Genomic DNA, 12,843 nt, shown 5'->3' with positions numbered 1-12,843 from the left:
ACTCATATTCTACTGAAAAGAAATAAAAATTGCCAACTCATTTATATGACAAACGCCCCTATTTATACAACAAACCATACCTAATGACCTATGAATCTTTTTGTAGGACTCTGGCAGAAACCATCAAAAAAGGCGCTACACCTCCGTGTCATCGCCTTTTTTATGAAGGGATCAGCTGGGTAAAGACAACCAGTCTCTTTTCATGAGTCCCTGCTGCATGATCAAATGTCCCTGTACACGTAATGAAATTGAGATTCCGTGTAAAAGCGTACCCGAAAAACGCATTCGGCTTTTCTTCACGCGGATAGCTTTGCACTTTGATCACTTCAAAAGTTCGCTTTTTTCCTGACGAGGACGTCACGATTACCTTGTTTCCCTTTTTTAGCTCCTTTAATCGATAAAAAACAGAAGGTCCCCATTTATTATCAACATGGCCATTCATGACGGCATTTCCTTTATCTACTGGCTTTGGACCATCTTTAAACCAAGCTGTGTTGTCCGTATTTTTTGGGACGCCCATACTGCCATCCTTTGATAAAGTTGTTTTCTCCACTTTTGCTTTGACATCAATCGCCGGAATCGCAATTTCAGCCGGGACAATACCAGACGGTTCGTCTTTTAACATGTCTTGTGAATGAGACTGTTTTGCGGCTTGGTTTGTTGTCATTTTTTCAGGAGATGAGGTTGTTTTAGAGGATGACGAATCATCCATAGATTGTGATGCGCAGCCCGTGATGATGAGAAGCATCAGAAGACCAAACAACCACCTTATCAAGTCAGTCTGCCTCCTTTTAAAGAAAGGAACGGCACGATTGTGCACGTTCCCCTTTCCTTTTTATACGAGCTTAATTTGATGTCTTACGGCGAGTAAGGAAGAACGCACCCGCTGCACCGCCGGCTAGGATCAAACTTGCGATCATTCCCGCAAATGCTTCATATGACATACCTAAAGGACCGGCTGTACCTCCCATACCTGTTTTAGGCATTTCATTAGGCATCTTGGATTTGAACATTTCAGGATGCTGATCAACAATTGCTGCTGTGACATCTTGACCGACCATGAACATATGACCGTACGCTTCTCTCACTGTTGGATAAAGCTGATCATATTCGCCATTATGGTAAGACGTATATGTTTTGATCAGCTCATCAATATGCATTTTCAAGCCAGCCTCTAAATCTGCTGCCTTCAAACGTCCATTTGTCGCTTGATCTAGAAATTCCGCTTGCTTCATTCGATACGCATCTAAGTTTTTCACCGCTTTTTCTTTCGCTTCTTTGTCTCCTGATGCATCCGCTTTGACATAATCAACTAAGTAACCGATATGGCTTGACCAAATGTCTTTGAATTGTTTTCCTGCATCCTTGCCATAAACAGAGGCAAGCGCATCTGATAAATCATTTGTGTTTTCGTTCAAAGCTGCCGCTGCTTGATCAAAGTCCTTGCTGCCATCATTTCCTTTTTGCATAGCAACGACCGCAAGCGCCAAATGCTCTGAGAACAAGTAGTTTAAATCTTCACGAAGGTCTGCTGCTGGTGTGTCGACTGATTTGTGATCAAATTTCCCAGGAAATTGATCTGTGATCGCCCACGATACGCCTTTACCGACTTCAAACATATGATGAATGGATTTTCTAACCGTTTCATAGGTCGTATCAAAATCCTTTTCAGTGTAGCTATCAAACGCTTTTAACAGTTCATTGACATGCATTTTTAAGCCTTCTTCTAGTTCGCTAGCTTTCAATCTGCCGTCTGTTGCTTGATCGAGCATATCAGCTTGTTTCATGCGATATTGGTCAAGCTGCTTAACTGCTTTCTTTTTACCTGCTTCATCTTTCTTTGCCGTTGCTTGTACATAATCAACAAAGTAGCCGATATGACTTGACCAAATGTCTTTGAATTGTTTCCCTGCTTTTTTTCCGTACACAGAAGCGATGGCTTCCGATAAGTCATTTGTGTTGTCATTTAGCGCTGCCGCTGCTTGTTTAAAATCTTTGCTACCGTCAATTCCCTTTTGCATTGTGATGACTGCTAAGTAGGCATGCTCCGAAAATAACTGGTCTAGTGCTGCTCGAAGATCGGTTGCTTTGTTTGACACCTCTTGTGACGAAGATGTCTTCTTTGCCTCTCCATGCATATGTCCTTCGTGTGCACTTGCGCTATGAGCTGCCGGAAATAGTAATGCTGCGCTAAGTGGAATGGTTAAAATCGCTTTTTTCATGTTCATCTGTTTTTCTTCCTCTTTCCGTTTGTTATGTACTTAACGGAGTGAGGCATGACTTGGATCATTCAAATCTATTATTTTTTCGTTCAGGACACAATCGGTAATGCTTGCATAAAAAAAGCCGGATTATCCGGCTGATACGTTACGACTTTTAGATGCTTTTCGCTCTTTATATATTTTCCTCACCACTGGATAAATCACTGGTGCCCATTTGACAATTTGTTTCAGCCATTTTTTCATTTCTCCCGCGCCTCCTTATTGTCATTCTTACAAGGACGATTCCCCATCTTGTCATGAAATAAACAGGTGCGGGAGAGCAGGAGTTAAATCACGCCTTGTGCGATCATCGCATCTGCCACTTTGCGAAATCCTGCAATATTTGCTCCTACGATTAAGTTTCCAGAGTGTCCATATTCGTCTGCTGTCTCTGTACACCGACGATAAATCGTCTGCATCATTTGTTTCAGCTGATCATCTACTTCTTCAAATGTCCAAGACATTCTTGCACTATTTTGTGCCATTTCCAGTGCTGAGACACCTACCCCGCCAGCATTCGCCGCTTTTGCCGGCGCAAATAGAATATCATTCTGTTCAAACACTTTGACTGCCTGAAGAGTAGAGGGCATATTAGCTCCTTCTCCTACCGCAATGACACCATTTTCCACGAGCTGCTGCGCTTGCATCTCAGATATTTCATTTTGCGTTGCACATGGAAGCGCAATATCACAAGGAACAGACCAAATTTGTTCACAATCTTCAATCAATTCGGCATGCGGGTGAATGTCTATGTATGCCCCAATCCGTTGATTGCTCACTTCCTTTAGCTGCTTCACGGTCTCAAGTGAAATGCCTTGAGGATCATAAATCGCTCCGCTTGAATCACTGCAAGCAACGACCTTACCGCCTAGCTCCATGACCTTTTCCATCGCATAAATAGACACATTCCCTGATCCAGACACAACAACTGAATGCCCTTCAAATTGCAGTCCATGCGCTTTTAACATTTCTTCCATAAAGTACACCAGTCCATAGCCTGTCGCTTCTTTTCTCGCTAAGCTGCCTCCAAATCCAGGACTTTTCCCTGTGAGCACACCCGCCTCATAAGCACCGCGCATTTTCTTGTACTGTCCGAACATATAGCCAATTTCGCGTGCCCCTACGCCAATATCACCTGCTGGTACATCTTGATCAGGTCCAATATATCGGCTGAGTTCACTCATAAAGCTTTGGACGAAACGCATGATTTCTCCATCAGATTTCCCTTTAGGGTCAAAATCTGATCCACCTTTTCCCCCGCCGATCGGCATACCAGTCAGTGCGTTTTTAAAGATTTGTTCAAATCCTAAAAACTTAATAATGCTTGCATTGACAGATGGGTGGAATCGAATGCCTCCTTTATAAGGACCGATGGCACTATTGAATTGAACCCTGAACCCCCGATTGACTTGTACTTTCCCCTCATCATCTACCCAAGGTACACGAAATACCACAAGCCGCTCAGGCTCAATGAGTCGTTCTAAAATGCCCTGTTTTTCATACTCTGGGTGTTTTGCAAAAACAGGAACGAGTGATTCTAGAATTTCTTTTACGGCTTGCTGAAATTCCTCCTCACCAGGATTTCGTTTTTCCACCTCCTCTAACACACGGTCGATGTAGCTTTGTGCTGTTTGTGCTGCTCGATCTAAGGTCAACATGTCTCTTCTGCCTCCTTTGTATATCTTCACACATTTATCCTGTTAGATTTTCTAACGCATATTGAGATTAATTTAACACCATTTGTAAAATCTGATCAATACTGATAACAGATGAAAATGATGCCGATTTGAGATGGATCAAGCAGCTGCAGCAATCGTTTTTAGAAAGTATCTCTTGCAGAATGACTATTGTGCTAGAAATGATGATTTAGACGTTATATATCCCGCACTCTTTAACAAATAGATGAATCATGAATGATTTCTAGTTGATCTTCAACCCGAAAAAAAGGCCTAAAGTTTTATAGGCCGTCCGCTCAATCTTTTCGGATCTTCTCATCTTTCTTTCGATCAGGGTACACGACACAAAGCCAATATAAAATAGAAGACGATGGGAAATTAATTAAACCGACAATGCCCCAAAACCACTTATAGCGCCCTCTTTTCTTTGCATCCATAAATAAAAGAAACCCCTGCGCAAACAATAACGGCAATGCGCACAATAAGATGATCATCTCCGTCTGACTCATAAGGAAGACCCTCCTTTAATGTGTTGATATTCCTTGATGCCGACAACGACGCAGAGCGGCACACTCACTACTTGAAGAAGAATGAAGATGATAGGCAAATGGGTGATGGCAGCGACAAATAGTGCCAGAATGGTCAGACTGATGAGAACGTACGCCAGTACTTCTTGTTTAAAACGCCTTTTCTCTTGTTCCTTTGCCTGCTTCAGCATCATCATGACAGCCTGCTCACTTGGCTCTTTCACTTCAATTTGTTCATCTAGCTGCTGTAACTCTTCCTTTAAACGTTCGGTGAACTGATCTTCCTTCATTGAGACCACTCCTTTCGAATTTTCTTTAATCCATGATGAACCCTCGACTTCACAGTGCCTTCTCTCATACCGAGCATTGAAGCAATCTCTGGATAAGTAAAGCCATAATAATAGTGCAAAATAATCGGTGCTCTCTCCTGTGCCTTCAATTCGTTTAGAGCATCCCACATCTCATGCCATGTGCGGCCCTTTTGCTGAATGTCCCATTTGAAGCGGCGTATGGTCTCTTGATTCGCCTTCCCTTCTCTTAATTGTTCACGTTTTCTTTTCTTCTGGTGATCTAAAAATTGTCTAGATGCAATGGAAATGAGCCATGTTGAAAATAAGGAATCTCCTCTAAATGAAGAAAGTTTCATGTACGCTTTCAGCATCGTTTCTTGCATGATTTCTTCTGCCAGCTCTTCTTGAAGGGTGAGCTTCATTATATAACGGTAAAGAAAGGAATAATGATGACGATAAAGGGCTGTAAATGCAGCATCGTCTCCCTGTTTTGCCCGCTGAATCAATAATGTCTCTTCTGTCTGCTCCAAACACACCCCTCCTTCCTTTTCTTCTCTTATTCATGTGACGACACGGATGACGACATCGTTCAAAATAGACTTAATTTTTTTAACTTGGCTCCTTTTCTCCCTGTTGATCCAGTATTTGATTCATTTTATATCCAATTTTTTCTTATGTAATGATTATGACATTCTTTCGTCCCTAACAAAATGGTGCGTTCGTAATCATCTTGATTTTCTATCAAGCGAAGAGCCTCTCCCTCATAATCACTAGGTCATCCCAATACCTATCGTCAATGATCCTTGTCTCATTTAGATGAAAATAAAATAATCATGGCCTTAGTTTCCTAGAAAATCATGGAATACACAGCGCCAATTCTTAGCCGATGATACCTTTTTGCGTGCTATGCTCTTCCTACATTCCGAAAAAGGCGATACTGGCGAAGAAAGGGGGAGCAGTTGAATTGCAGCTTATTTTTGGAAACGTTTACATTAAAACGAAATAGAATGGAGATGTTGACTTTGAAGAAAAAAGTTCCAATGTTAGCTGGTGTGTTAGCGGTTGGTCTCGTGACTTCATTATTTGCACCTAATGGGGAGGCAAAAGCGGCAGCCAAGTATCCAGAAAGCCCTTCTATTATGGCCAATTTTAATCAACAAGGATTCTCCACATTAAATGGCGGTACAACAGGCGGTGAAGGCGGTAAAACCGTCACAGTCAAAACTGGAAATGAACTATTGGCTGCCCTCAAAAGTAAAGGAACAAACGAAAAATTAAAAATTGTTGTCGACGGGACGATTGCCCCTTCTAATACATCTGCCAATAAAATCGATGTGAAAGATACAAACAATGTCTCGATCGTCGGCAAAGGCACGAAAGGTGAATTTAATGGAATTGGTATCAAAGTATGGCGTTCCAATAACGTCATTATCCGCAACCTGAAAATCCATCACAGTAACATCGGTGACAAGGATGCCATCGGAATCGAAGGCGCTTCTAAAAACGTATGGGTCGATCATAATGAGCTGTACAACACATTAAACTCTGGGAAAGATGATTATGATGGATTATTTGATGTGAAAAAAGACTCCGACTATATTACCTTCTCATGGAACTATGTACATGACAGCTGGAAAACGATGCTCATGGGCAGCTCTGATAACGACAACTACAACCGAAAAATCACGTTCCATAACAACCGTTTTGAAAACCTGAATTCTCGTGTACCTTCTATGCGCTACGGGGAAGGTCATGTGTATAACAACTACTATAAAGGCATTCATACCACAGCGATCAACTCTCGTATGGGCGCGAAGATGAGAATTGAGCACAACGTATTTGAAAATACAAATAATGCGATCGGCAGCTGGGACAGCCGTCAAGTCGGTACATGGCATGTCATCAACAACTCATTTATTAACAGCACAGGCAGTCTGCCAACGTCTTCAACAGGTACGTACAACCCTCCTTATAACTACTCTTTGCTTAACGTAAACAATGTCAAATCAGAAGTGGTATCAAATGCTGGTGTTGGAAAGGTAAACCCTTAAAACCACAAAACGTTCGGGCAGAGATCTCTGTCCGAACGTTCTTGTTATTTCGTTTATTTATATTTTAGAAAATGGACGATCCATCTCATACAATTTTTGATAGCGCAGGTTTTCTCTCAGTAAATCCTGATGCTCCCCCTGCATCTCAATTTGTCCATCTTCAATAAACATAATGCGGTCACATGCCTCACAGCCAGTGAGATGATGGGTAATCCAAATGACCGTTTTTCCTTTTAACACACGAAAGATGGTTTCAAGCAGCTCACGCTCTGTGCGCGGATCAAGTCCGACGGTGGGCTCATCTAATACAACAATCGGGGTGTTTTGCAGCAAAATCCGGGCTAATGCCATCCGTTGTCTTTCTCCACCTGAGAAACGAACCCCTGTCTCCTGCACACCGGTGTGATAACCTTCTGGCAAGGATTCGATGGTATCGTGCAGCTGCACTTGTCTCGCCGCTTCTTTTACTTGCTCTTCTGTCGCATCTGGAGAGCCTAAGCGAATATTGTTTAAAACAGAGGTATCGAATAAATACGGCTGTTGATTGAGCACTGACACATAGGTGGACACGGTTTCTCGAAGGCTTTCTACCGGTTTTCCCTGGATACTGACAGCTCCTTGATTTGGCACGACAGCTCCTTCTAACAATTTCAAAATAGTCGATTTTCCTGCACCACTTTTTCCTAAGAGAGCAAGTGATTCCCCTTGCTTCAGTGAAAATGAGAGGTGCTTTAGCACGTATTGGTGCGAATCATACCGAAAGGACACTTGATCAAAACAGACAGCTTCACCTTGAGAAATAGCTGAATGATCCACTGTCTTGCGCTCTGATTCTCCTTCATACGAAAGCTTTTCATAATGATTTAATCTGCTGACAGCATGCTGATAGACTGGAATATCACCTGCTGCATCTGAGAGTGGAAGAAAGGCTTCTGTTAACGGAAACAGCACAAGCACGAAGGCTGCAATTAGTGTGTGTGACATCGAGCCTGACTGAACGACCGAACCGCTCCAATACACGACAAACACGACAGCTCCTCCAATCATAAGCTGGGCAAAAAACTGGCGCAGACGGATAAACCGGTGCTTGGCTGCTTCAAGCGCTAACAGCTGCGCTTCTTTCTGTTCATATTCATCAACAAAATCTTTCTGCCTGCCGCTAAACAGCCAGTCACTAACGCCCATGACTGCATCTGTTAAATGGCTGTACAGTTCATTTCTGCCTTTTTTCATTTGAATTTGTCTCGCCCGGTTCACTAGCACTGTGACGTATGGAAAAACGAATACGAGAAGTGCCATATAAAGCAGCATCAGTCCAGCAAAGGGCCACGAGAATAGACCAAGTGCCCCAATCGATGCGGCATATAAAAGCAGCGCACCGATGGATGGAAAGATGGTTTTTAAATAGGCGTCCTGCAGTCTCTCGACATCATCTGACAAGAGTCCAAGCATTTCACCTGTACCCAGCTTTGTCTGTTTCGCACTTCGTTCAGCCATGTCATACAGACGCACACGCATTTTTTCAATCATTGTCAAAATGAGCTGGTGGCTCGCCAGTCTTTCTGCATAGCGGGCAGCTGAGCGTGAAATACCAAAGGTCCGTACAGCTACAATTGGGACGTAGACCATGAGTATATTCTCAGGTCTTGTGGCAGCTTTTGAAATGAGAAATCCTGACGTAAACATCAGCATAGAAGCAGAGAATACTGCAATTGCCCCTAGAAATAAAACCAGCGCAAACAGCTTTTGATTCTCCTTGATATAAGGTATAAACCAGCCCTTACTGACCATGTGTGACCGCCCCCATCTGCTCCTGTACTAATTGATAATACACGCCTTTTCTTTGCATCAATGATTCATGTGTACCCATTTCTGCAATCGTTCCTTGATCCATGACAATGATCTCATCCATGTCTGGCATCCAATGAAGCCTATGTGTCGCTAAGAACACAAGTTTATCTTCAAACAGCGGAAGCATTGTTTTCTTCAATTCATGCTCTGTCTCAATATCGAGATGCGCCGTTGGTTCATCTAACAGCATAATTGACCGCTGGCCCAGCACCGTTCGCGCAAGCGCAATTCTTTGCGCCTGTCCGCCGCTTAGTCCTCTTCCCTGTTCTCCAATGACCTCATCGAGACCATTTGGCAGCTGCGCTACGAGCTGAGATAAGCCAGCTTCACAGACAGCTCTTTCCACTTCTTCATCTGTGGCATGCGGTTCATAAAAACGAATGTTTTCTCTCAATGTCATGTGAAATAAATAAGGGTGCTGCGGCATATAGACGACTTCCTTTTGCCATTCCTTCATCTGTAAATGAACAAGCGGCTTGCCGTTTAACGTGATTTGACCTGAGGTCGGTTCAACAAAGCCGCCGAGCACATCGGTTAACGTCGATTTCCCTGAACCACTGGCACCAATGATTCCGATTTTTTTCTTCCCTTTGACAGTGAGGTCTACATCCTGAATCGAATAAGGGGCATGTTCGTCATGCTGGACACTAACATCTTGCAGGGTGAGCGCAGACTGTTCATTCCACTCATCTAGTTGCACTGATTGTGTCTCCTGCGCGCGGAAGCCCTTTTCTTCTAAAATGACCTGCATCGCCTCATACGCTTCTTTTCCATTTAGCGTCGCATGATAATCATTTCCCACTTCACGTACTGGCAGGAAATATTCCGGTGCCAGCATGAGCGCGGTCAGAGCCGGCAATAACAGAAGCTCTCCATCAATTAATCGCAAGCCAAGAAAGACAGCGACAGTTGCAATCGACAGCATGGAAAAGAAATCAAGCGCAAATGATGAAAGAAATGCAACCTTCAGCGTACTCATGGTCGCCTTTCGATATCGCTTTGACACTTCCCCGATATTGCGGGAATGTTTTTTGCTAATGCCTAAGTAACGAAGCGTTTCAAGGCCGCGGAGAGAATCAGTAAAATGATTGGATAATTTCTCATACGATCTCCATTGTTTGGCCGCTTTACGCTGAGCGACAAGGCCTAGCAAAATCATAAAAATAATTAAAATCGGCAGCGTCACGATTAAAATGACAGCAGATGTTTCGTCTAACGTCCAAACATAGATGAGGACCATTGCCGGTATCACTGCCATGTTCACCATTTTCGGTAAAAATAGCTGTAAATACTGACGATATTGAGCAATCCCCTCCATCGCTAATGTGACAAGCTTTCCTGTACCTTTTTTCTTTGTGAAAGCTGGACCTAAACGAAAGAGTTGGTCTAACAGCTGTTTTCTGACGTCTGCTCCAATTCGGGAAGAGTAGGTAAACATGACCTTCTCCCGAATCAAGGTGAGACCGTGCCGCACCAGAAAGGCAGCAAGAAACAGCAGGACATAAGGCGCTGCCTGCGAAAGGCTTTTCCCGTCAAACAGCGTAGTAATGGCATGTGCCAGCCACTGTGCTTGGAAAATAATACTTGCTCCTTGGATGAGTGACACAATACCTAAGAGGGCGAGAAGCCCCCTCATTCCTTTTAATTGAAGCAAACGTTTATCCATTAGTAGGTCATTGGCTCCTTACCGCTTACACGTTTACGGAAGACGTAATAGCTCCAAATTTGATACCCAAGCACAAAGGGCAGCAAAGAAATGGCAACAATCGTCATCACCGTCAGTGAATATGATCCGGATGCAGCGTTTTGAATGGTAAGATCAAACGTATGGTTGATTGAGCTAATCATGACGCGCGGGAACAATGCAGTGAAAAGCATCGTCACTGTCACCATGATGCCTGCACCTGTGAATAAGAATGTCCAGCCATCACGTTCTTTTTTCATAAAGAATAGAGCCGCGACGTAACAAACCACAATCAGGACAGTTAACGGAATGGTGATGATCGGGCGTACCGTATAAATGTCTGTTTCCATGATAGATACACCGACAAATAGGACAAGAACTGGCAGCGCAATAAGCAGGACACGCTTGCCAAGCTTTCTTGCACGATCTCTTAAATCACCCTCTGTACGTAGTGTGACGAAAATCAATCCGTGCAGAAGGCAAAGAACCGTCACAGCTAACCCGCCAATCACTGAATAAAGGTTCACAAAATCCGTAAAACCAGCATACATATTCATGTCTTGATCAATTGGCATCCCGCGTAAAATACTTGTGAATAGCACACCGAGTAAAAACGGCGGCAGCAGACTGCCAAAGAAGATGACCCAGTCCCATGCTTTGATCCAAGAGGCTTTCTCAACCTTCCCTCGGAATTCAAAGGCGACTCCGCGCCCAATGAGCGCTAAGAGGAGAACCGCAAATGGTATATAGTATCCACTGAACATCGTGGCATACCAGTGAGGGAATGCAGCGAAAATAGCGCCCCCAGCTGTAATCAGCCAGACCTCATTCGCATCCCAGAAAGGGCCAATCGTATTAATTAAAATGCGGCGCTCGTGCGCATCCTTTCCAAGCAGCTGCATGGACATCCCAACACCAAAATCAAATCCCTCTAAGAAGAAAAATCCAACAAACAATACTGCGACAAGAATAAACCAAATCTCGTTAAGATATGCCATGATATGCGCCTCCATCAAATGGATCTGTAGACAGGTCCGTTTCATCCTTTTGATCTGTATCCTCTTCCGAATGTGCACCTTTTTTAATTTCTCGAATGAATAGGTAGGCAAGCAAGATGGCAAGGATCAGATAAATCGTCGTAAAGCTAATGACTGAGAATAACAGCATGCCATACGATACGTTTGGCGAAATCGATTGAGCCGTCGTCATCATACCAAAGACAGTCCACGGCTGACGCCCAATTTCAGTCATGATCCAGCCAGCTGAGTTCGCAATAAACGGGAACGCAATCATCCCTACCATGAAGCGTAAAAACCATTTGTTCGTTTCGAGTTTCTTTCTAAAGCTCAAGTACAAGCCAATCATACTGGCAAAAATCATCAGCATTCCGGCACCAACCATGATTCTAAAGCTCCAGAAGGTTGTTTTCACTGGCGGAATGTAGTCTCCAGGGCCAAACTTTGCTTCATATTCTTTTTGAAGTGTCAGCATGCCTGGCACATCTCCACTGAACTTCTGATAAGCCAAGTAACTTAAAGCAAACGGAATATTGATCTCCGAAGAGTTTTCTTTTTTATCTGTGTCAATATTGGCAAATAGTGTCCAAGCCGCTGGATCTCCACTATCCTTCCAAAGGGCTTCACTTGCTGCCATCTTCATCGGCTGTGATTTCATTAAGTGCTTCGCTTGATCATGTCCAGAGAACGCCACACCTAAGCCAGAAATTAAAGCGAGGACCATGGCAATCTGGAATGATTTTTTGAAAAAGGCGATTTCTTGTTTTTTGATCATTTTATAGGCACTAACTCCTGCAATAAAGAATGCACCTGTAGCCAGCGCACCAAACAGAACGTGCGGGAATTCAACCCAAAGCTGCGGATTCGTTACAAGAGCGCCAAAATCATTCATTTCTGCGCGGCCATTTTTAATGACAAATCCAACTGGCTCTTGCATAAATGAGTTGGCGAGTAGAATCCAAAACGCCGAAAAGATCGTACCAAGAGAAACAAGCCAAATACACAATAAATGAATCTTCTTCGGCAGACGATCCCAGCCGAATATCCAAAGTCCAATAAATGTAGATTCAAGGAAAAAGGCCAACAGCGCTTCAATGGCAAGCGGTGCACCAAACACATCACCGACAAACCTTGAATAATCTGACCAGTTCATCCCAAACTGGAATTCCTGCAAAATCCCTGTCACCACACCTACTGCAAAATTGAGTAAGAATAGATGACCCCAAAACTTCGCCATTTTTTTATAAATCTCTTTTTTCTTGACGACATAAAGGGTCTGCATCAAGGCGACGATAAACACCAAACCTATTGACATAGGTACAAAAATAAAATGAAATAATGTCGTTGAAGCAAATTGAAATCTTGCTAAAAACAGCTCACTCACAGCCTTACATCCTCCCTTACTTTCACATGCCGAATGATTCGAAACATCTATGCTCACCACTTCACAAAATATTCACTATTTGTTCAATGATTCACAAATAATA

At 43.3% G+C, this 12,843-nt stretch carries 12 protein-coding genes; 1 reads left to right on the top strand and 11 read right to left on the bottom strand.

Annotation, left to right across the window (positions count from 1 at the left end; translation table 11 throughout):
• Positions 1-160: 160 nt before the first annotated feature.
• From ACSSTM_RS12880 to sigY, 7 genes are all read right to left on the bottom strand, one after another.
• Complete coding sequence (locus ACSSTM_RS12880; protein ID WP_095285629.1) at positions 161-775, bottom strand: class F sortase; 615 nt, start codon at positions 773-775, stop codon at positions 161-163.
• A 70-nt stretch (positions 776-845) separates the two neighbouring features.
• Positions 846-2,228, bottom strand: a complete 1,383-nt coding sequence (locus ACSSTM_RS12875) for a copper amine oxidase (protein ID WP_095285628.1) — start codon at positions 2,226-2,228, stop codon at positions 846-848.
• Positions 2,229-2,351: 123 nt separating this feature from the next.
• Complete coding sequence (locus ACSSTM_RS12870; RefSeq protein ID WP_008345567.1) at positions 2,352-2,465, bottom strand: hypothetical protein; 114 nt, start codon at positions 2,463-2,465, stop codon at positions 2,352-2,354.
• Between the two features lie 83 nt (positions 2,466-2,548).
• On the bottom strand, positions 2,549-3,919 hold the full coding sequence (gene gdhA, locus ACSSTM_RS12865) for an NADP-specific glutamate dehydrogenase (RefSeq protein WP_095285627.1): 1,371 nt from the start codon (positions 3,917-3,919) through the stop codon (positions 2,549-2,551).
• A 314-nt stretch (positions 3,920-4,233) separates the two neighbouring features.
• Complete coding sequence (locus ACSSTM_RS12860; protein WP_034660437.1) at positions 4,234-4,446, bottom strand: hypothetical protein; 213 nt, start codon at positions 4,444-4,446, stop codon at positions 4,234-4,236.
• A complete protein-coding gene (locus tag ACSSTM_RS12855) occupies positions 4,443-4,754 on the bottom strand; it encodes a YxlC family protein (RefSeq protein WP_034660438.1) in 312 nt (103 codons plus the stop codon). The genes ACSSTM_RS12860 and ACSSTM_RS12855 overlap by 4 nt, the downstream gene beginning before the upstream one ends.
• The gene (gene sigY / locus ACSSTM_RS12850; RefSeq protein WP_034660439.1) at positions 4,751-5,284 is read right to left on the bottom strand and encodes an RNA polymerase sigma factor SigY; all 534 of its coding nucleotides are present in this window, start codon (positions 5,282-5,284) and stop codon (positions 4,751-4,753) included. The genes ACSSTM_RS12855 and sigY overlap by 4 nt, the downstream gene beginning before the upstream one ends.
• 510 nt (positions 5,285-5,794) lie before the next feature.
• Between sigY and ACSSTM_RS12845 the strand changes: the two genes are divergently transcribed.
• Complete coding sequence (locus ACSSTM_RS12845; protein ID WP_429677460.1) at positions 5,795-6,805, top strand: pectate lyase family protein; 1,011 nt, start codon at positions 5,795-5,797, stop codon at positions 6,803-6,805.
• A gap of 57 nt (positions 6,806-6,862) precedes the next feature.
• Here ACSSTM_RS12845 and cydC read toward each other — a convergent pair whose 3' ends face one another.
• Genes cydC through ACSSTM_RS12825 form a run of 4 tightly spaced genes read right to left on the bottom strand, consistent with a single transcriptional unit; the run spans position 6,863 to position 12,740 of the window.
• Positions 6,863-8,596, bottom strand: a complete 1,734-nt coding sequence (cydC, locus tag ACSSTM_RS12840; protein ID WP_034660440.1) for a thiol reductant ABC exporter subunit CydC — start codon at positions 8,594-8,596, stop codon at positions 6,863-6,865.
• Positions 8,586-10,322, bottom strand: a complete 1,737-nt coding sequence (gene cydD, locus ACSSTM_RS12835) for a thiol reductant ABC exporter subunit CydD (RefSeq protein ID WP_034660441.1) — start codon at positions 10,320-10,322, stop codon at positions 8,586-8,588. Before cydD ends, cydC begins: the two co-directional genes overlap by 11 nt.
• Positions 10,322-11,338 carry a cytochrome d ubiquinol oxidase subunit II gene (gene cydB, locus ACSSTM_RS12830; protein WP_012011719.1) on the bottom strand — a complete coding sequence of 339 codons (1,017 nt, stop codon included), beginning with the start codon at positions 11,336-11,338 and terminating at the stop codon, positions 10,322-10,324. Before cydB ends, cydD begins: the two co-directional genes overlap by 1 nt.
• Positions 11,325-12,740 carry a cytochrome ubiquinol oxidase subunit I gene (locus tag ACSSTM_RS12825; protein WP_034660442.1) on the bottom strand — a complete coding sequence of 472 codons (1,416 nt, stop codon included), beginning with the start codon at positions 12,738-12,740 and terminating at the stop codon, positions 11,325-11,327. The genes cydB and ACSSTM_RS12825 overlap by 14 nt, the downstream gene beginning before the upstream one ends.
• Positions 12,741-12,843: the final 103 nt, after the last annotated feature.

The organism is Bacillus sp. RK1064, assembly GCF_051488405.1.
Lineage (GTDB): Bacteria > Bacillota > Bacilli > Bacillales > Bacillaceae > Bacillus.
Note: the sequence above shows the minus strand (reverse complement) of the source record. Positions and strands in the feature narration are given on the sequence as shown.

What these genes read in the sequence shown, in the direction of transcription:
- ACSSTM_RS12875 (WP_095285628.1), bottom strand. Translation starts at nt 2,228, where the DNA reads ATGAACATGAAAAAAGCGATTTTAACCATTCCACTTAGCGCAGCATTA.
- ACSSTM_RS12870 (WP_008345567.1), bottom strand. Translation starts at nt 2,465, where the DNA reads ATGAAAAAATGGCTGAAACAAATTGTCAAATGGGCACCAGTGATTTAT.
- gdhA (WP_095285627.1), bottom strand. Translation starts at nt 3,919, where the DNA reads ATGTTGACCTTAGATCGAGCAGCACAAACAGCACAAAGCTACATCGAC.
- ACSSTM_RS12860 (WP_034660437.1), bottom strand. Translation starts at nt 4,446, where the DNA reads ATGAGTCAGACGGAGATGATCATCTTATTGTGCGCATTGCCGTTATTG.
- ACSSTM_RS12855 (WP_034660438.1), bottom strand. Translation starts at nt 4,754, where the DNA reads ATGAAGGAAGATCAGTTCACCGAACGTTTAAAGGAAGAGTTACAGCAG.
- ACSSTM_RS12845 (WP_429677460.1), top strand. Translation starts at nt 5,795, where the DNA reads ATGTTAGCTGGTGTGTTAGCGGTTGGTCTCGTGACTTCATTATTTGCA.
- cydC (WP_034660440.1), bottom strand. Translation starts at nt 8,596, where the DNA reads ATGGTCAGTAAGGGCTGGTTTATACCTTATATCAAGGAGAATCAAAAG.
- cydD (WP_034660441.1), bottom strand. Translation starts at nt 10,322, where the DNA reads ATGGATAAACGTTTGCTTCAATTAAAAGGAATGAGGGGGCTTCTCGCC.
- cydB (WP_012011719.1), bottom strand. Translation starts at nt 11,338, where the DNA reads ATGGCATATCTTAACGAGATTTGGTTTATTCTTGTCGCAGTATTGTTT.